This is a genomic window from Albidovulum denitrificans (assembly GCF_002973535.1).
Classification (GTDB): Bacteria; Pseudomonadota; Alphaproteobacteria; order Rhodobacterales; family Rhodobacteraceae; genus Albidovulum; species Albidovulum denitrificans.
Genome location: NZ_PVEP01000001.1, coordinates 112,503 through 130,460, shown reverse-complemented (window position 1 = coordinate 130,460; position 17,958 = coordinate 112,503). Strand labels below are relative to the sequence as shown.

Annotated in this window: 16 protein-coding genes and 1 pseudogene; 7 read left to right on the top strand and 10 right to left on the bottom strand. The window is 65.2% G+C overall.

Going from position 1 to position 17,958, the window contains the following annotated elements:
- The first annotated feature begins 150 nt into the window (after positions 1 to 150).
- Positions 151 to 933 (top strand): hypothetical protein, encoded by a 783-nt coding sequence (locus tag LX70_RS00605; protein WP_105512609.1) that lies wholly within the window; start codon positions 151 to 153, stop codon positions 931 to 933.
- A 147-nt stretch (positions 934 to 1,080) separates the two neighbouring features.
- Here LX70_RS00605 and dusA read toward each other — a convergent pair whose 3' ends face one another.
- Positions 1,081 to 2,097 carry a tRNA dihydrouridine(20/20a) synthase DusA gene (dusA, locus tag LX70_RS00600; RefSeq protein WP_105512608.1) on the bottom strand — a complete coding sequence of 339 codons (1,017 nt, stop codon included), beginning with the start codon at positions 2,095 to 2,097 and terminating at the stop codon, positions 1,081 to 1,083.
- 63 nt (positions 2,098 to 2,160) lie between these two features.
- A complete protein-coding gene (locus LX70_RS00595; RefSeq protein ID WP_105512607.1) occupies positions 2,161 to 2,442 on the bottom strand; it encodes an usg protein in 282 nt (93 codons plus the stop codon).
- A 200-nt stretch (positions 2,443 to 2,642) separates the two neighbouring features.
- Between LX70_RS00595 and gyrA the strand changes: the two genes are divergently transcribed.
- The 5 genes from gyrA to gluQRS all read left to right on the top strand — a co-directional run bounded on the left by gyrA (position 2,643) and on the right by gluQRS (position 9,181).
- Positions 2,643 to 5,378, top strand: a complete 2,736-nt coding sequence (gene gyrA, locus LX70_RS00590) for a DNA gyrase subunit A (protein WP_105512606.1) — start codon at positions 2,643 to 2,645, stop codon at positions 5,376 to 5,378.
- A 323-nt stretch (positions 5,379 to 5,701) separates the two neighbouring features.
- A complete protein-coding gene (locus LX70_RS00585; protein WP_105512605.1) occupies positions 5,702 to 5,911 on the top strand; it encodes a hypothetical protein in 210 nt (69 codons plus the stop codon).
- A 526-nt stretch (positions 5,912 to 6,437) separates the two neighbouring features.
- The gene (locus tag LX70_RS00580; protein ID WP_105513523.1) at positions 6,438 to 6,842 is read left to right on the top strand and encodes a DoxX family protein; all 405 of its coding nucleotides are present in this window, start codon (positions 6,438 to 6,440) and stop codon (positions 6,840 to 6,842) included.
- A 162-nt stretch (positions 6,843 to 7,004) separates the two neighbouring features.
- A complete protein-coding gene (trmFO, locus tag LX70_RS00575) occupies positions 7,005 to 8,345 on the top strand; it encodes a methylenetetrahydrofolate--tRNA-(uracil(54)-C(5))-methyltransferase (FADH(2)-oxidizing) TrmFO (RefSeq protein WP_105512604.1) in 1,341 nt (446 codons plus the stop codon).
- Positions 8,345 to 9,181 carry a tRNA glutamyl-Q(34) synthetase GluQRS gene (gene gluQRS, locus LX70_RS00570; RefSeq protein WP_105512603.1) on the top strand — a complete coding sequence of 279 codons (837 nt, stop codon included), beginning with the start codon at positions 8,345 to 8,347 and terminating at the stop codon, positions 9,179 to 9,181. The genes trmFO and gluQRS overlap by 1 nt, the downstream gene beginning before the upstream one ends.
- A gap of 143 nt (positions 9,182 to 9,324) precedes the next feature.
- Here gluQRS and hisI read toward each other — a convergent pair whose 3' ends face one another.
- Complete coding sequence (hisI, locus tag LX70_RS00565) at positions 9,325 to 9,684, bottom strand: phosphoribosyl-AMP cyclohydrolase (RefSeq protein WP_105512602.1); 360 nt, start codon at positions 9,682 to 9,684, stop codon at positions 9,325 to 9,327.
- A gap of 64 nt (positions 9,685 to 9,748) precedes the next feature.
- Here hisI and LX70_RS00560 point away from each other — a divergent pair, with 64 nt between their 5' ends.
- The gene (locus tag LX70_RS00560) at positions 9,749 to 10,192 is read left to right on the top strand and encodes an iron-sulfur cluster assembly scaffold protein (RefSeq protein ID WP_105512601.1); all 444 of its coding nucleotides are present in this window, start codon (positions 9,749 to 9,751) and stop codon (positions 10,190 to 10,192) included.
- A gap of 235 nt (positions 10,193 to 10,427) precedes the next feature.
- On the opposite strand, the gene LX70_RS00555 is transcribed toward LX70_RS00560, so the two are convergent.
- The 7 genes and pseudogenes from LX70_RS00555 to LX70_RS21110 all read right to left on the bottom strand — a co-directional run.
- A complete protein-coding gene (locus tag LX70_RS00555; RefSeq protein WP_105512600.1) occupies positions 10,428 to 11,261 on the bottom strand; it encodes an alkaline phosphatase family protein in 834 nt (277 codons plus the stop codon).
- Positions 11,262 to 11,291: 30 nt separating this feature from the next.
- Complete coding sequence (locus LX70_RS00550) at positions 11,292 to 12,929, bottom strand: ABC transporter ATP-binding protein (protein ID WP_105513522.1); 1,638 nt, start codon at positions 12,927 to 12,929, stop codon at positions 11,292 to 11,294.
- The gene (locus tag LX70_RS00545; protein ID WP_105512599.1) at positions 12,922 to 13,737 is read right to left on the bottom strand and encodes an ABC transporter permease; all 816 of its coding nucleotides are present in this window, start codon (positions 13,735 to 13,737) and stop codon (positions 12,922 to 12,924) included. The genes LX70_RS00550 and LX70_RS00545 overlap by 8 nt, the downstream gene beginning before the upstream one ends.
- Entirely contained in the window at positions 13,734 to 14,690 is a 957-nt protein-coding gene (locus LX70_RS00540) for an ABC transporter permease (protein ID WP_105512598.1), read from the bottom strand. Before LX70_RS00540 ends, LX70_RS00545 begins: the two co-directional genes overlap by 4 nt.
- Before the next feature lie 10 nt (positions 14,691 to 14,700).
- A complete protein-coding gene (locus tag LX70_RS00535; RefSeq protein ID WP_105512597.1) occupies positions 14,701 to 16,287 on the bottom strand; it encodes an ABC transporter substrate-binding protein in 1,587 nt (528 codons plus the stop codon).
- A gap of 109 nt (positions 16,288 to 16,396) precedes the next feature.
- Positions 16,397 to 17,722 carry an ABC transporter substrate-binding protein gene (locus LX70_RS00530; protein ID WP_425430572.1) on the bottom strand — a complete coding sequence of 442 codons (1,326 nt, stop codon included), beginning with the start codon at positions 17,720 to 17,722 and terminating at the stop codon, positions 16,397 to 16,399.
- Positions 17,723 to 17,857: 135 nt separating this feature from the next.
- Positions 17,858 to 17,956, bottom strand: a pseudogene (locus LX70_RS21110) (twin-arginine translocation signal domain-containing protein); the annotation flags it as partial.
- Positions 17,957 to 17,958 lie beyond the last annotated feature (2 nt).

The window sequence follows — 17,958 nt, the reverse complement described above, 5'->3', positions numbered from 1 at the left end:
GCCCTCCTCGCCGCCACACCGCTGATGGCCGAACCGCTGCCGCAGGGCGATTTCATGCTTGGCACCCATATCTAGCCCGATGACCAGCTTCCGCGCTATGCCACGCTGCATATCAAAGGCGAAACGCTCGACATCGCCTTTTCCAGCGCCATGCCGATTGACGTGCTGGCCTGCAAGGAAAAGGGCGATTGCCGCACCTCGGCCCATGCCGCCACCATGCGCGCCACGCTTGAAGACGTCCTCGTCACGCTCACCGACATCACCCTCGACGACACTGCGCATGTCGATCCCCACCTTGAGGAGACGACCGGCCAATCTGCCGCCACCTATTACACCAGCCCGCTCATCACCTTGCTGAACAGGGCGCAGCTTAGCCCGACCGAAACCGGATTCACCCTCGACCTTGGCGCGGGCACGCTTGACTTCTATCGCGGGGATGAGACCGCCTTCACCGCCGCGCGCTATCTCCCGATCCTCTACGACCAGTCGGCACACGCCCTTGCGGGATGTGAGGTCCGCAGCATCCTGCCGATGCTCCAGTCGCCGCCGCAAAGCGGGTCCGAGAAACGTCGCCACGCCCTGCTCAGCGCGATCGCGTTCCTGGGCGATCTCGAACAGAAGCTCCTGGCGCTACCGACCGATCCCTACGATCCGGTCCAGCCCAAAGACAGGCTCGCCCTCTTTCTGACCCTGTCCTTGCCAAGCCTCATGGCCATTCCGGGCGATCCCGGCGAGGGTCTCGATCTTGAAGCCTTCTGGGGGACCACGGGCCGAAAGGTGTTCAAGGACGACCGCGCCGGGTTCGACGCTGCCGTCGCCAGCTGGGGCGACAACCTCGAACCCTTGGTCGCCTTCCTGCGCCGCAAGCGTGACGCCCCGACCGAGGTCACGCCCAAGGCCATCTGCGCCGATCCCCTGCTTGGGTTCCGCTAGAGGCGTTGTTGGGTGAAAGGTGGGAACCGGTATTCGTGCTTCTCGAACACGCGACATCAAAGGGTTGAAGCGTATCGCGTGACCGCAACTGAACGCGACACGCTTCAGGCGGGCGTGCCCTGATGCGCCGCCCGTCCTTTGCGGCGGTCAGGCCGCCTCGGCTCGCACCGGGGCCAGCGCCGCGTCGATGACCTCAAGCCCCGCGCCGGGGGCGTTGGCGCGTTCCGACAGGATGCGCCGCCAGCCGCGCGCGCCGGGCTGGCCGTGGAACAGGCCAAGCATGTGGCGCGTGATCTGATGCAGCCGCCCGCCCGCCGCCAGATGCGCGGCGATATAGGGCCGCATCCGGTCGATCACCTCGAAACGGTCCGGTCCCTCGGGCCCGCCGAAGATCACCGCGTCAGCCCGGCCCAGAACCTCATAAGGCTCATGATAGGCCGCGCGGCCGATCATCACGCCGTCAAGACCGCTCTCCAGAAACGCCACCGCCTGATCCAGCCGCGCGATGCCGCCGTTGACGGAGATATGCAGATCCGGGAACGCCGCCTTCATCCTGTGGACAAGCGGATAGTCCAGCGGCGGAACATCCCGGTTCTCCTTCGGGCTGAGGCCCTGAAGCCAGGCCTTGCGCGCATGGATGGCAAAGCGGCGGACACCGGCGGCAGAGACGGTTTGCAGGAAGGCGGGCAGCACCTCTTCCGGGACCTGATCGTCCACCCCGATGCGGCACTTCACCGTCACCTCCACCGGCGAACCCGCGATCATCGCCGCGACGCAATCGGCGACCAGCGCCGGACGTTCCATCAGCACGGCGCCGAAACAGCCCGATTGCACCCGGTCCGACGGGCAGCCGACATTCAGGTTGATCTCGTCATACCCATACTCCGCCGCGATCCGCGTCGCCCGCGCCAGGTCCGCCGGGTCCGAGCCGCCCAGTTGCAGGGCCACCGGATGTTCGCCCGCGTCAAAGCCCAGAAGCCTATCGCGGTCGCCATGGATCACCGCCGGGGCGGTCACCATTTCGGTGTAAAGCAGCGCCTTTTGGCTGATCTGGCGGTGGAACACCCGGCAATGGCGGTCGGTCCAGTCCATCATAGGCGCGACAGACAGCCGTGCGGCGTGGCGAAGCGCCGTCTGCCCTGCCGTTGTCGTCACTTCCGCCATGCCATCGCACCCGTTGAACAAGGCCGCCCTCCTACCCGAAGCGCCGCCTGCCGTCCACCGTGGCTAATGCAGCCGGAATTCGCCCACGACATTCCGCCACTCGCCCGGCGCGATCAGCTTGCGGTGGCAGAAGCGCACCGAATGCAGGGGGCCTTCGATCTTTTCCTGCCAGAATTCGATGAAGCGGAACAATTCGGGGTAGTCCGGGGCCAGGTCATACTCCTGCCAGATGAAGCTGTTCAGGACATGCCGGTAATCCGGCATCCGGTAGTAAAGCTCGGCGGTCGTAAGCCCGTAGCCCTGCAACATGAGCCGGGTTTCCGACGCGCCCTGATCCGTGCGCATGTCAACCTCCGTCACCTTCTGCGGATCAGGGTAACCGAGTCGCGGCCTCGGGCAATGAAAACAAAGTGTTATGATTATGGCAGGGGGCGCGGGAAGAAAGCCGCCCGCCTGGCATTGCACCCAAGGGATGGCATGGGATATAGTCGCGCGCAACTATATCTGGGCCGGTCAGCGGCCCCAACATCCAAGGGCGAGCATCGGTGACAGACACCCCGGAAACCCCTGAAAACGCTGAGGAAAAGCCCCAGCGCCCCGTTTACGACGGCCCCACGGTCGATATCGCATCGGAAATGCGGACGGCCTATCTCGACTATGCGATGAGCGTCATCGTCTCGCGCGCGATCCCGGATCTGCGCGACGGGCTGAAGCCTGTCCACCGGCGCATCCTTTACGCGATGCACGAAACCGGCAACGGCCATGACAAGCCCTACCGCAAGTCGGCCCGTCCGGTGGGCGATGTGATGGGGAAATACCACCCCCATGGCGACGCCGCGATCTATGACGCGCTGGTCAGGATGGCGCAGGATTTCTCCATGTCGCTGCCGCTTCTGGACGGTCAGGGCAACTTCGGCTCCATGGACGGCGATAACGCGGCCGCCATGCGCTATACCGAGGTGCGGATGGACAAGCCCGCCGCCTCGCTTCTGGCCGATATCGAAAAGGACACGGTCGATTTCCAGCTGAACTACGACGGCAAGGACCGCGAACCGACGGTCCTGCCCGCGCGCTTCCCCAACATGCTGGTCAATGGCGCGGGCGGCATCGCGGTGGGCATGGCGACCAACATCCCGCCGCATAACCTGGGTGAGGTGATCGACGGCACGCTGGCGCTGATCGAGGACCCGGACCTGTCGGCCGAGGCGCTGATGGAGATCATCCCGGCGCCCGATTTTCCCACCGGCGGCATCATCCTTGGCCGTGGCGGCGCGCGCAAAGCCTATCTTGAAGGGCGTGGCAGCGTCATCATGCGCGCCAAGACCCGGATCGAGGAAATCCGCAAGGACCGCTGGGCGATCATCCTCGATGAGATCCCCTATCAGGTGAACAAGGCCTCGATGATCGAGAAGATCGCGGAAATGGTCCGCGACAAGAAGATCGAGGGCATCGCCCATGTGCAGGACGAAAGCGACCGTGTCGGCGTCCGCGTGGTGGTGGAGCTGAAGCGGGATGCGACGCCCGATGTGGTGCTGAACCAGCTTTTCCGCTTCACGCCGATGCAGACCTCGTTCGGCTGCAACATGCTGGCGCTGAACGGCGGCAAGCCGGAAACGCTCGCCTTGCGCGATTTCCTTACCCATTTCATCACCTTCCGCGAAGAAGTGGTGGCGCGGCGGACGGCCTTTGACCTGCGCAAGGCGCGCGAGCGCAGCCATATCCTCTGCGGTCTGGCGGTCGCGGTGTCGAACGTGGATGAGGTGGTGGCGACCATCCGGTCCTCTGCCGATCCGGCCGAGGCGCGCGAACGGCTGATGGCGCGGCGCTGGCCCGCCGCCGACATCGCCGATTATATCCGCCTGATCGACGATCCCACCCACAAGATGAACGACGACGGGACCTATAACCTGTCCGAAACGCAGGCCCGCGCGATCCTCGATCTGCGCCTGCAACGCCTGACCGCGATGGGCGTCAAGGAAGTCACGGATGAGCTTCAGGAGCTTGCCGCGAAGATCAAGGACTACCTGTCCATCCTCGCCTCGCGCGAACGGATCATGGCGATCATCTCGGACGAACTGCGCGAGGTGCGCGCGCAATTCGCCGTGCCGCGCCGGACCGAGATCGTCGACTGGGCCGGCGACATGGACGACGAGGACCTGATCGAGCGTGAGGACATGGTCGTCACGATCACCCAGGGCGGTTACATCAAGCGCACGCCGCTGGCCGACTTCCGTTCGCAAAAGCGCGGCGGCAAGGGGTTGTCGGGCGGCTCGCTGAAGGAAGACGACACCGTCACCACGCTTTTCGTCGCCAACACGCATACGCAGCTTTTGTTCTTCACCACCGACGGCATGGTCTACAAGCTCAAGACCTGGCGGCTGCCGCTTGGCGGGCGCACCTCGAAGGGCAAGGCGATCATCAATATCCTGCCGATCCCGCAAGGTGTGTCGATCGCCGCCATCATGCCCGTGGACGTGCCGGAGGAGGAGTGGGAGAACCTTCAGATCTTCTTCGCCACCTCGCAGGGCGACGTGCGGCGCAACGCGCTGTCGGATTTCACCAATGTCATGCGCAACGGCAAGATCGCGATGAAGCTGCCCGAAGGGGTCAGCCTTGTGAATGCGCGCATCTGCGATGAAAATGACGACGTGATGCTGGTGACCGCGCTTGGCCGCGCGATCCGCTTCCCGACGACCGAGGTGCGCGTCTTCAAGGGCCGCGATTCCACCGGCGTGCGCGGGGTCCGGCTGGCTTCGGGCGATACGGTCGTGTCGATGTCCGTCATCCGCCATTTCGAGGCCACGGCCGACGAACGCGCCGCCTATCTGAAGATGCGCCGCGCGGTCGAAGGCGCGCTTGACGACGGCGCCGAAAGCGATGAGGACGAAGAGGCCACCGCCGATGTCGCCCTGTCGCAGGACCGCTATGCCGAAATGTCGGCGGCCGAGGACCTGATCCTGACCATCACCGCCAAGGGCGCGGGCAAGATTTCCTCCTCGCACGGCTATCCGGTGCGCGGGCGCGGCGGTCAGGGCGTCATGGCCATGGACAAGGCGATGCGCGGCGGCGCGCTGGTCGCCTCCTTCCCGGTCGCGCATGACGATCAGATCATGCTGGCCACCTCCACCGGCCAGTCGATCCGCTGCCCCGTCGCGGGGATCAGCTTCCGCTCGCGCTCTGCCGGCGGGGTGCGGGTCTTTGACACCGCCGCGGGGGAAGAGGTCGTCTCGGTCGCGCGGATCGCCGATCAGGGGGAAGATGAGGGGGCCGAGGCCGAGTGATCGGCCCGGCGCGATTTTGTCGAATCAACCTATGGTTGCGGTGGCGTTTTCTCCGATTTCCGGGGGAAACACGCCGGGCCATTGATTTTTCAGCGGAATTTGGCCAAGCGCCCGCTGAATGATGGTCCAAAAAAGGCCAACGATTACAGCGCTGTCTAAAACTCTCACGAAATTACCCGCCAAAGGTGTGATTGTCGCCCCAATTTCGCCATCCTTTAACGGTGTCTAAAGGAATGCAGTGAAGGCTGCTGGAAAGAGCGGACGGACCGGACCCCACCACGGACGGCACGTTCGGGACCAGGCCACCAAAGGGGAGACTGAAGATGGCGCAATCCGATTTCACCGTTTCGCATGGCGAAGGCGCCGCGACCGCACCCTGGCTCGTGTCCGGCCTGATGGGCCTGGGCGACAAGCTGCACGCGGCCTTCATCAGCCTCCGCTACGCCCCGCAGGAAGAGCGTTCGCTGATGTCCGCGCCGAAAGAGATCGACGCCGACTATCTTCGCGACATCGACATGAGCGTGAATTTCTGAGCTGAGGCTCTCAGCCGTCACGATGGCGCAGGCGGTGCCGTCCCGGACTTGATCCGGGACCTCCGCCCCCGAAGATAGAGGTCCCGGATCACGTCCGGGACGCGGCCGCCATCCCCTCCTGCATTGCGCGCCCCTCACCGACCCGCAATGAAGCGGCCGTGAATGAAGGCCCCCTGGCCCCGTTGGGCCGGCAGCCAGCCGCCCCCATGGGCGGCTGCTTTCGCGGTGGCAAGACCCCGACCGGGGTTCGATGGGGCGGCACCATACCCCCTCCCGAAGCCGTCCCGGCGGCGCCCACGGTCGCCTGCCGTCCCGGATCAAACTCTCGTGACCGCCGTCCCCTTGGCCTCAACTCCAACCAGCGCCGAACATGGCTCTCTCGCGGCCTGCACCGATCAACGCACAGCCAACCGCCCCCCCTGCGCAACGCCGCACAGCTCCTGTTTGGAAATCGGCCTGTATGGCCCCGCCCATCCCGGCTACCTCCGCCGCCGCGCCAGACCCGGCGCCGAAAACGGAGATCCCGATGACCCACCTCCCCCCCATCGCCACCCTTCTGGCGCGCCTCTTTCTCAGCATCCTTTTCATCGTCGCGGGCTATGGCAAGCTTCAGGACGTGGCGGGCTTTACCGCCTACATGACCTCGGGCGGCGTGCCTGCCATCTTCGCCTGGCCCACCATCGCGCTTGAACTCCTCGGCGGGCTCGCGATCCTTCTCGGCGCCTTCACCCGCCCGGCCGCGCTGGCGCTTGCGGGGTTCTCCCTCCTCTCCGCGCTCCTTTTCCATTTCGTCCCCGCCGACCAGATGCAGATGACCGCCTTCATGAAGAACCTCGGCCTTGCCGGGGGCTTCCTGCTGCTCGCCGCCCATGGCGCCGGGGGCTGGTCCGCCGATGCGCTTTTCACCCGCAAGGCGCCCGCCTTCGGCTAAAGCGTTTCGGGTTTGCGTTGAGAAAGTAAGTATCAGAATTCGAACGAAACAGGTTCGAATTCTGATTCAGTACAAACCCGAAATGCTATAGGTGCCAGCGACACCGGGGCGGCCATGCGCCGCCCCTTCCTCTTTCCCGCCAAACCGCCTAAACCCGCGCCCATGGACACGCGACTTCACATCATCGGCGGCGGCATGGCCGGGTCCGAGGCGGCCTGGCAGGCGGCCCAGCTTGGCGTCCCCGTGACGATTCACGAGATGCGGCCAAAGGTCGCCACCTTCGCCCACCGCACCGGCAACCTGGCGGAGATGGTGTGTTCGAACTCCTTCCGTTCGGACGATGACGAACAGAACGCCGTGGGGCTGCTGCACTGGGAAATGCGCGCGGCCGACGGTCTGGTCATGGACATGGCCGACCGCCACCGCCTGCCCGCCGGTGGCGCGCTGGCCGTCGACCGCGATCCGTTTTCCGAGGCCGTCACCCGCCACCTCTGCGCCCATCCGCTGATCGAGGTGGAAACGGGCGAGATCACCGCCCTGCCCGAGCGTGGTCACTGGATCGTCGCCACCGGCCCCCTCACCTCCGGCACGCTGGCCGAGGCGATCCGGGCCGAAACCGGGGCCGAGGCCCTCGCCTTCTTCGACGCCATCGCGCCCATCGTCTATGCCGAAAGCGTGGATATGACCGTCGCCTGGATGCAGTCGCGCTATGACAAGGGCGAGACGGAAGAGGAACGCACCGCCTATCTCAACTGCCCGATGGACAAGGCGCAGTATGAGGCCTTCATCGACGCGCTTCTCGCCGCCGACAAGACTGAATTCCGCGACGGCGAGACGGCGAAATACTTCGACGGCTGCCTGCCGATCGAGGTGATGGCCGAGCGCGGCCGCGACACGCTGCGCTTCGGCCCGATGAAGCCCGTGGGGCTGACCAACGCGCACCGTCCCGACGTGAAACCCTATGCCGTCGTCCAGCTGCGCCGCGACAACAAGCTTGGCACGCTCTTCAACATCGTCGGCTTCCAGACCAAGATGAAATACGGCGCCCAGACCGATGTCTTCCGCCTGATCCCCGGTCTGGAAAAGGCAGGCTTCGCCCGCCTCGGCGGCATCCACCGCAACACCTTCATCAACGCGCCGACCCTGCTTGACGACCGGATGCGGCTGCGCACCCGTCCCCATATCCGCTTCGCGGGCCAGATCACCGGGGTTGAGGGCTATGTCGAAAGCGCCGCGATGGGGCTTCTGGCGGGCCGCATGGCCGCGCAGGCGATCCTTGGCCGCGACCTGCCCCCGCCGCCGCCCGATACCGCGATGGGCGCGCTTGTCACCCACATCACCGGCGGGGCAGAGGCGAAAACCTTCCAGCCGATGAACGTGAATTTCGGCCTCTTCCCGCCCATCGACGCCAAGGGCGGGCGCAAGGGCCGCAAGGACCGTTACAAGGCCTATACCGACCGCGCCAAGGACGCCTTCACCGGCTGGCTCTCGACGCAAAGCTGATGCGCACCCGTTTCGCGCCCTCGCCCACCGGCCCGCTGCATCTTGGCCACGCCTATTCCGCGATCCTCGCCCATGACATGGCCCGCGCCGCCGGGGGGGCGTTCCTGCTGCGGATGGAGGATACCGATCTCGAACGGTCGAAACCGGAATGGGCGGCGCTGATCGTTGAAGACCTCACCTGGCTCGGCCTGACATGGGACGGCCCCGTCCACCGCCAGTCCGACCATATCGAGAGCTATAACGCGCGGCTGGAAACGCTGGCCGACCGCGGCCTTCTCTACCCCTGCGCCTGCACCCGCGGCGACATTCGCGCGGCCCTTGCCGCCCCGCAGGAAGGTGTCGCGCATGCCGTCTACCCCGGCACCTGCCGCGCCCGCCCGATGGCCGACCGCCAGCCCGGCGACGCGCTGCGCCTGAACCTTGGCAGGGCGCTTGCCCTCCTCGACCCGGCCACACTCACCTTCACCGAAACCGGCCCGGCCGATGCAGGGACGCATCGCGTCGATCCCGCCACGGCGAGGACCACCATCGGCGACATCGTGCTGGGCCGAAAGGGCGAAGGCATCGTCGCCTATTTTCTCGCCTCCGCCTTCGACGACGCGGATCAGGGCATCACCCATGTGATCCGGGGCGAGGACCTTTTTGATTTCACGCCCATTCAGGTGATCCTGCAACATCTCTTCGGCCTGCCGACGCCGATCTACCACCACCACCGCCTGATCCGGGACGAGGCCGGCAAGCGCCTCGCCAAACGTGACGACGCCCGCGCCATCGCGAAATACCGCGCCGAGGGCGCCAGCCCCGCCGACATCCGCCGCATGGTGGGTCTTCTCTGACCCCGGGCTTTCATTGTGGCAAAAATACTCCCGCGCGGAGCGCTCCCGCCGCCTATAGCATTTCGGGTTTACCCTGACTCAGAATTCGACCTTATTTCGTTCGAATTCTGATCCTTGCTTGCCCAACGAAAACCCGAAACGCTTTATGCCTCGGGCCGCAATATCTCGACCTCCTCGCCGCCCCGAACAGCCGTGTAGAAACACGACCGCCGGTTGGTGTGGCAGGCGGGGCCGGTCTGGTCGACCGTGACCAGCAGGCAGTCGCGGTCGCAATCGACGCGCATCTCCACCAACCGCTGGACATGGCCCGAGGACTCCCCCTTCACCCAGAACGCCGCGCGCGAGCGCGACCAATAGGTCACGCGGCCTGTTTCCAGCGTCCGGGCCACGGCTTCGGCATTCATCCAGGCCATCATCAGAACCTGACCCGAGGCCGCATCCTGCGCGATGGCGGGGATCAGGCCCCGGCTGTCATAGACCAATGTCGAAGGGTCGAAGGCCATGGCGGCACCTTTCCATTCCTGCTCAGGCGTCCTATCTAGGGGGAAAGGCCGCGCGGGGAAAGCCATGGGCGAAACCGATCTCATCAAGCTTTATTCGCAGCGCATCCTCGCGCTGGCGGCGGATATTCCCCATGCGCGGCGGCTGGACCACCCCACCGCGACGGTCCGCAAACGCTCCCCCCTTTGCGGTTCGACCGTCACGGTCGATGTCGTGGTGACGGAGGGGCGGATCGACGATTTCGGGCAGGACGTGAAGGCCTGCGCGCTGGGTCAGGCCTCGGCCGCCATCGCCGGGGGCCACATGATCGGCCGCACGCGGGCCGAGGTTGAGCGGGCGCGCGACGAATTGCGCGCGATGCTGAAAGAGGGCGCCCCCCCGCCGCAGGCCCCCTTCACCGGCTATGACGTGCTTGAACCCGCGCGCGACTACAAGAACCGCCACGCCTCGATCCTCTTGGTGCTTGAGGCCACGGCCGAGGCGATGGCCGAGGCCGAAGCGGCGGCCTGAGGCCGGCATTTCCCTGCATGGCTCGCTCCAGACCGAGGCATGCGCCCGCACGGGTGGGCGCGGATGCGCCCGCCTTGGGGCGGGCGGGCGCATGCCGGGCCACACGCGGCCCGGCGAAAGGGGGCAATCCCCGGCGCCCCGGACCTATAGCATTTCGGGTTTACACTGACTCAGAATTCGAACTTATTACGTTCAAATTCTGATACTTGCTTTCTCAACGAAAACCCGAAACGCTTTAAAGGAACGGCTTCGCCTTCATCGTCCCCGGCACCGCCGCGCCAAGGCGTTTCAGGATCGTCGGCGCAAGCTGCAACTGGTCCAGTACCGCGCCCTTCTCCGGCCCCTGCCCGTCACCGAAATAGTAAAGCGCGAAGTCCTGCTGATCCTCGCCCGTGCCGCCGTGATGGCCGCGCGCATCCTGTCCGTGATCGGCGGTCACGATCACCTCATAGCCCATCTTCCGCCAGCGCGGGATGAAGGGGGCCAGCATCTCGTCCATCACGAAACAGGCGTGATCCATCTCTTCGCAGTCGTGGTAGAAACGATGCCCCATGCTGTCGAGCGTGCAGGTATGCAGCATCCCGTAATTCAGCCCGAAGCGCCCGCAAAGCGAGGTCAGCGTGGCGAAAAGGTCCACGTCCGAGGGTGTCATCTGGTTGATATGACCATAGCCCGACATGGTGTGGAACCGGCCATGGTTGATGGTGGCGCTTTCCGGTTCGTCATATTCGATGTCGCGGACCATATCGAACGGGTGGCGGTTGAAGAACTCCGACCAGAAGGAATGCGCCACCGCGCCGGTCACGCCACCCGCCGCGCGCACCTGCGAGAAGATGTCGGGCTGCGACAGGCGGAAGACGTTCGCATTGCCGGTACAGCCATGAACCTGCGGCGTCACCCCGGTATGGATCGAGGCATAGCAGGAGGCGGAGGTGGAGGGCAGCACCGACCGCATCCGCCACAACTGCGCCTCGCCCGAGACGACCCAGCCTTCGAGATTGCCGAAGAGCCGCCGCCAGTTGCGCCACGGCACACCGTCGAGAATGATGAGAAGCAGCTTCCCGTCCATGCCTTGCCCCGAAAGATCGCGCCCCGGGCGTCAGTTGCCCGCACTCTCCATCCGCCGCCCCGCGATCACCTCTTCCAGCCAGCCGAGTTTCATTTCCGGCACGGAAGACAGAAGCAGATCGGTATAGGCGTCGAAGGGCGGCGCCAGCACGTCGGACTTCGGCCCATAGCGCACCACCTCGCCGCGATACATCACGGCGATGGAATCCGCGATGGCGCGGACCGTGGCCAGGTCATGGGTGATGAAGAGATAGGCCACGTTCTCGATCTTCTGGAGGTCGAGGAGCAGCTTCAGGATGCCATCCGCGACCAGGGGGTCCAGCGCCGATGTCACCTCATCGCAGATGATCATCTTCGGCTTGGCCGCCAGCGACCGCGCGATGCAGACCCGCTGCTTCTGCCCGCCCGACAGTTCCGCCGGATAGCGGTCGAGAAAGCCCTTGCCCATCTCGATCTCGTCCAGAAGCTCCTGCACGCGCTTGCGCTTTTCCTCGCCCTTCAGGCCGAAATAGAACTCAAGCGGCCGGCCGATGATCGTGCCGACGGTGTGGCGCGGGTTCATCGCCGTGTCGGCCATCTGATAGATCATCTGCAATTCGCGCAGGTCGTCGCGCGAACGTGCGGTCTGCTCGGCCGACAGTTCGCGCCCGGCGAAGGTGATCCGCCCGCGCGAGGGCGGCAAAAGCCCGGTGATCGCGCGCGCCAGCGTCGACTTGCCCGACCCGCTTTCGCCCACCACGGCCAGCGTCTGGCCTGGATGCAGCTCGACCGAGATGTTCTTCAGCACGTCGAACGCGGTGCCGCGATAGCGGGCGGTGACGTTTTCGACCCGTAGCACCGGGTCGGCGGTGGGCTGCTTTTCCTCATGCTCGATAGAGCGGACAGAGACCAGCGCCCTGGTATAATCCTGACGCGGCGCCTCGATGATCTGGCGCGTATCGCCGTATTCCACCTTCTTGCCATGGCGCAGCACCATGATGTGATCCGCGACCTGCGCCACGACGGCAAGGTCATGGGTGATGTAAAGTGCGGCCACCCCGGTATCCTGGATCGCCTCCTTGATCGCGGCCAGCACGTCGATCTGCGTCGTGACGTCCAGCGCGGTCGTGGGTTCGTCGAAGATCACCAGATCGGGCTTGGGACACAGCGCCATCGCGGTCATCGCGCGCTGCAACTGCCCGCCGGAGACCTGGTGGGGATAGCGGTCGCCGAAGGTTTCCGGGTTCGGCAGGCCCAGCTTGCCAAAGAGCATCACGGCGCGCTTTTCCGCCTCATCCCGGCTGGCAAGACCGTGGCGCAGGGTGGTTTCGATCACCTGCTCCATCAGCTTCTTGGCCGGATTGAAGGACGCGGCGGCGGATTGGGCGACATAGGTCACCTCATGCCCGCGCAGCTTGCGCAGGCCCCCGGCGCCGATCTTGAGGATATCGCGGCCATTGACCATGACCTCGCCCCCGGTGATGCGCACCCCGCCGCGCCCATAGGCCATGGCAGACAGGCCGATGGTGGATTTCCCGGCGCCGCTTTCGCCGATCAGGCCAAGGACCTTGCCCTTCTCGACCGAGACAGAGACGCCGTGGACGATGGTGATGTCCTGCGGCTTCTCGCCCGGCGGATAGACGGTCGCCTCGATCTTGAGGTTGCGGATGTCGAGCAGAGGATCAGCCACCACGCCCCCCTTTCAGGCTGGTCGTGCGGCTCAGCACCCAGTCCGCGACGAGATTGACAGAGATCGCCAGCGCCGCGATGGCGGCGGCCGGCATCAGCGCGGCAGAGCGGCCGTAGATCAGGCCGTCCTTGTTTTCCTTCACCATGCCGCCCCAGTCGGCCAGCGGCGGCTGAACGCCAAGGCCAAGGAAGGAGAGCGTGGAGATGAAGAGAACCGCGAAGATGAAGCGCAGGCCGAATTCCGCGACCAGCGGCGACAGCGCGTTTGGCAGGATCTCGCGGAAGATCACCCAAGCCTGCCCTTCGCCCCGCAGTTTCGCGGCCTCGACATAGTCCATCACCGCGATGTCCATCGCGACCGCGCGCGACAGGCGGAAGACGCGGGTGCTGTCCAGCACCCCCATCACCAGGATCAGGACCGTCAGGTTCAGCGGCAACACCGACAGGACGACAAGCGCCACGATCAGCGAGGGGATCGCCATCATCAGGTCGACGATCCGGCTGAGGATGCTGTCGACCATACCGCCCCGCACGGCGGCGAGGAAGCCGAAGAAGGAGCCGAGCGAAAAGGCCAGGACCGAGGCGGCCAGCGCCACGAAGATGGTGATCCGTCCGCCATAGATCAGGCGCGACAGGATATCCCGCCCGATGGTGTCGGTTCCCAGCCAGTATTGCGCGGAGGGTTGTTCCCAGACCCCGCCCACTGCCGCATCCAGCGGATAGGGCGCGATCCAGGGGGCGAAGATCGCCGACAGCACGAAGGCGGCGGTCAGGCAGATCCCGATGGTGGCTGCAAGGGTCAGCTTCATTTGGGGTGCCTCAGACGCGGGTTGGCGATGATCGCGACCACATCGGCAAAGATGTTCAGACCGATATAGACCGCGGCGAAGACCAGCCCCACGGCCTGCACCACAGGCAGGTCGCGTTTGGTGACGTGATCGACAAGATACTGGCCAAGCGCGTTATAGCCGAAGACGACCTCGACCACGACGACACCCACGACCAGATAGGCGAGGTTCAGCACCACCACCTGCACGATGGGCGCGATGGCGTTGGGGAAGGCGTGACGCCAGATGACCTGCATCGGCGGAACGCCCTTCAGCTCGGCCGTCTCGATATAGGCCGATTGCATGACGTTCAGGATCGCCGCCCGCGTCATCCGCATCATATGGGCCAGCACCACCATCACCAGCACGATCACCGGCAGCGCGACGGCGTTCAGCTTCGCCCAGAAGCCCATGCCGGGAAAGACCATGGCGACGGGCTGAAAGATCGGGAAGACCTGGGTCAGAAGGTAGATGACGAAATAGGCCGCGACGAATTCCGGCAGGCTGATCGTGGTCAGCGTGACGGCAGAGATCAGCTTGTCGGGCCACTTGCCCGCATAGCGCGCCGCGATCAGGCCCAGCGTCAGCGCCAGCGGCACCGCGATCACGGCGGCGCATCCGGCCAGGAACAGCGTATTGCCAAGCCGCTGGCCGATCGCCGTGGCGATGTCGGTGCCATTGGTCAGCGATTTGCCCAGATCGCCGGTCACAACCCCGCCGAGCCAGTGGAAATACCGCGTCAGCGCCGGGTCGTTCAGGCCCATCTGCTCACGCAGGTTGGCCAGCGCCTGCGGCGTTGCCGACTGCCCCAGGATCGCCTGCGCGGTGTCGCCCGGCAGCGCCTCGACGCCCAGGAAGATCACCGCCGAAATGGCGAGGAGGAGGAGGAGACCCAGCGCAAGGCGCTGGATCACCAGTTTCAGGATCGGATGCACCGCCCCGGCCTCAGCCCAGCCAGCAGCGCGACAGCGCCCGGCCGTTCATCAGTTCACCGTTCGGATCGTCGTACCAGCCGCCGATCTCGTCGCGCACGCCTTCGACGAAGTCGTTGAACATCGGCAGGATCAGGCCGCCTTCATCGCGCAGGATATTGGCCATGCGCGAATAGTCGGCCTTCTTCTTGGCCTCGTCCAGTTCGCCGCGCGCGGCGATCAGAAGCTCATCGAATTCCTTGTTCTTGAACTTCGTGTCGTTCCAGTCGGCGGTCGAGAGATAGGCCGTGGTGTACATCTGGTCCTGCACCGCGCGCCCGCCCCAGTAAGAGGCGCAGAAGGGTTCCACGTTCCAGACGTTGGTCCAGTAGCCGTCATCGGGTTCCAGCTTCACCTGAAGCGGGATGCCGGCGGCCTGCGCCGAGGCGGCAAAGAGGTTGGCCGCGTCCACCGCGCCGGGGAAGGCGCCCGGCGCCGCGCGCAGGATGATCGGGCTGCCGTCATGGCCGGTCTTGTCGTAATATTCCTTGGCCTTGGCGGCGTCGTATTCGCGCTGCGGGATCGTCTCGTCAAAGAGCGGATAGGCGGCGTTGATCGGGAAGTCGTTCCCGGCCGAGCCAAGCCCGCCCAGCACCTTCTCGACCAGTTCGCCACGCTTGATCGCCAGTTTCAGCGCCATCCGCATGTCGTTGTTGTCGAAGGGCGGTGTGTCGCAATGCATGACGAAGACGAAATGCCCGCGCCCCGGCGTCTGCTTCACGGTGACCGAGGGCGTGCCTTTCAGCAGTTCGGAGATTTTCGGGTCCACCCGGTTGATCATGTGGACCTGACCGGACTGAAGCGCCGCGGTGCGCGCGGTATTGTCATTGATGACGAGGATCTCGACCTGATCGGCATGGCCGACCGTGTCGTCGAAATAGTTGGCATGCTTGGTAAAGACCGTGCGCACGCCGGGTTCGAAGCTTTCGACCTTGTAGGGGCCTGCGCCGATACCGGCGGTCGGGTCGTCCATGCCGCCACCCGGCTGGATTGCAAGGTGATAGTCGGCCAGCAGGTAGGGAAGGTCACTGTTGGCCGAGGCCAGCGTCAGCACGACCTTGTCGCCCTCGGCCTTCATGTCGGAAATGCCCTGCACGATGCCCAAGGCACCCGATTGCGACTTTTCATCCGTATGGCGCTTCAACGTCGCGACGATGTCCTCGGCGGTCACCGTCTTGCCGTTGTGGAACTCCACCCCCTGCCGGACCTTGAAGGTCCAGACCTTCGCGTCGGGCGAGGATGTCGCCTCTTCCGCGAGGCGCATGTTCAGCCCGCCGTCCGAGGTCACGTCGCACAGCATCTCCCCCCAGGTGGAGCAGGTGATGACCGGCACCGGCGAGGCGGCCAGCGCGGGATCGAGAGAGTTGGTGCTTTCGCCACCATAGATCCCGGCGCGGATCACGCCGCCCTTCTTCGCCTCATCCGCGCGGGCGACCTTGCCGTAAAGTGCTACGGCAAGACCGGCGGACACCCCCATCGCCGTCGTGCGGCCCAGAAACTCACGCCGGGACATCCTGCCCTTTCGTGCAGCGTCGATGACGCGGTCGAGCTGATCTTTCATTCTGTCTCTCCCTGTTCCGGCCGTGCCTCTCCACGTCCGTATGATTGTTCCGCCCCCGACGCGACCCCGAGGGGCATCCCCTGCCCCCCGACGCCGCCGTCGGTATTCCTCAGGCCAGCCAGCAGCGCGACAGCGCGAGGCCGTTCATCATCTCCTGGTTCGGGTCGTTGACCCAGCCCGCGATCTCGTCCCGCACGCCTTCGACCCAGTCGTTGAACATCGGCAGGATCAGACCGCCCTCATCGCGCAGGATATGGGCCATCTTGGAATATTCCTCCTTGCGCTTGGCCTCATCGAGTTCGCCGCGCGCCGCAAGGAGAAGTTCGTCGAAGGCCGCATTCTTGAAGGCCGTATCGTTCCAGTCCGCCGTGGACAGATAGGCGGTGGAATACATCTGGTCCTGCACCGGACGCCCACCCCAATAGGACGCGCAGAAGGGCGCGACGTTCCAGACGTTCGACCAGTAGCCGTCATCGGGTTCCAGCTTGACCTCAAGCGGGATACCCGCGGCCTGCGCCGAGGCGGCAAAGAGGTTCGCCGCATCGACCGCGCCGGGGAAGGCCGCGTTGCCGGTCCGCAGGATGATCGGGCTGCCGTCATGGCCGGACTTGTCGTAATATTCCTTGGCCTTGGCCGGATCGTAGGCGCGCTGCTCGATCGTGTCGTCGAAAAGCGGATAGGAGGAGTTGATCGGGAAATCGTTCCCGACCGAGCCCAGCCCGCCGAGGATCTTCGCGACCATCTCCTCGCGGTTGATCGCGTATTTCAGCGCCATCCGCATGTCGTTGTTGTCGAACGGCGGTTCATCGCAGCGCATGATGAAGACGTAGTGGCCCTTGCCCGCAGCCGCCTCGATCCGAACGCCGGTGGCGCCCTTCAGCAGCGCCGCGATCTTCGGATCGACCCGGTTCATCATATGGACCTGACCGGATTGAAGCGCCGCCGTCCGCGCGGTGTTGTCATTGATGACAAGGATCTCCACCTGATCGGCGTGGCCCGCGTTGCTGTCGAAATAGTTGGCGTGCTTGGTAAAGCCCACGCGCACGCCCGGTTCGAACACCTCGACCTTGTAGGCACCGGCACCGATGCCCGCGTCGGGCTTGTCGACGCCGCCGCCCGGCTGGATGACAAGGTGATAATCCGCCATCAGATAGGGAAGGTCGGCATTGGCGCTGGCGAGCGTCAGCTTGACCATGTCGCCCTCGGCCTTCATGTCCGAAATACCCTGCACGATGCCAAGCGCGCCGGATTGCGACTTTTCATCGGTGTGGCGCTTCAGCGTGGCGACGACGTCCTCGGCCGTCACGGTGCTGCCGTCGTGATATTCGACGCCCTTGCGGATCTTGAAGGTCCATTCGGTCGCGTCGGCGGACGAAGACGCCTCTTCCGCGATGCGGTAATCGAGTTCACCCGTCGGGGTCACGTTCACCAGCATCTCGCCCCAGGTCATGTTGGTCATGAACGGCGCCTCGGAGGCCGCGAGCGCGGGATCAAGAGAGTTGGTGCTTTCCCCGCCCTGCATCCCGGCGCGGATGATCCCGCCCTTCTTCGGCCCCTCGGCCCGCGCCGCGCGCGCCAGAAGCGTGTTGGCCATCGCGCCGGTGACACCTGCGGCGGCGGCCTTGCCAAGGAAGGTGCGGCGGCTGATGCGGCCCTTCGCGGCCTGCATGA

Bases quoted from the DNA above. Each gene is read 5' to 3' on its own strand.
- LX70_RS00560 (WP_105512601.1), top strand. From the start codon at position 9,749: ATGGGCGAAACCGATCTCATCAAGCTTTATTCGCAGCGCATCCTCGCG.
- LX70_RS00530 (WP_425430572.1), bottom strand. From the start codon at position 17,722: ATGCTGGTGAACGTGACCCCGACGGGTGAACTCGATTACCGCATCGCG.
- trmFO (WP_105512604.1), top strand. From the start codon at position 7,005: ATGGACACGCGACTTCACATCATCGGCGGCGGCATGGCCGGGTCCGAG.
- LX70_RS00595 (WP_105512607.1), bottom strand. From the start codon at position 2,442: ATGCGCACGGATCAGGGCGCGTCGGAAACCCGGCTCATGTTGCAGGGC.
- gluQRS (WP_105512603.1), top strand. From the start codon at position 8,345: ATGCGCACCCGTTTCGCGCCCTCGCCCACCGGCCCGCTGCATCTTGGC.
- LX70_RS00545 (WP_105512599.1), bottom strand. From the start codon at position 13,737: ATGAAGCTGACCCTTGCAGCCACCATCGGGATCTGCCTGACCGCCGCC.
- LX70_RS00605 (WP_105512609.1), top strand. From the start codon at position 151: ATGCCGATTGACGTGCTGGCCTGCAAGGAAAAGGGCGATTGCCGCACC.
- LX70_RS00535 (WP_105512597.1), bottom strand. From the start codon at position 16,287: ATGAAAGATCAGCTCGACCGCGTCATCGACGCTGCACGAAAGGGCAGG.
- dusA (WP_105512608.1), bottom strand. From the start codon at position 2,097: ATGGCGGAAGTGACGACAACGGCAGGGCAGACGGCGCTTCGCCACGCC.
- LX70_RS00580 (WP_105513523.1), top strand. From the start codon at position 6,438: ATGACCCACCTCCCCCCCATCGCCACCCTTCTGGCGCGCCTCTTTCTC.
- LX70_RS00555 (WP_105512600.1), bottom strand. From the start codon at position 11,261: ATGGACGGGAAGCTGCTTCTCATCATTCTCGACGGTGTGCCGTGGCGC.
- hisI (WP_105512602.1), bottom strand. From the start codon at position 9,684: ATGGCCTTCGACCCTTCGACATTGGTCTATGACAGCCGGGGCCTGATC.
- LX70_RS00585 (WP_105512605.1), top strand. From the start codon at position 5,702: ATGGCGCAATCCGATTTCACCGTTTCGCATGGCGAAGGCGCCGCGACC.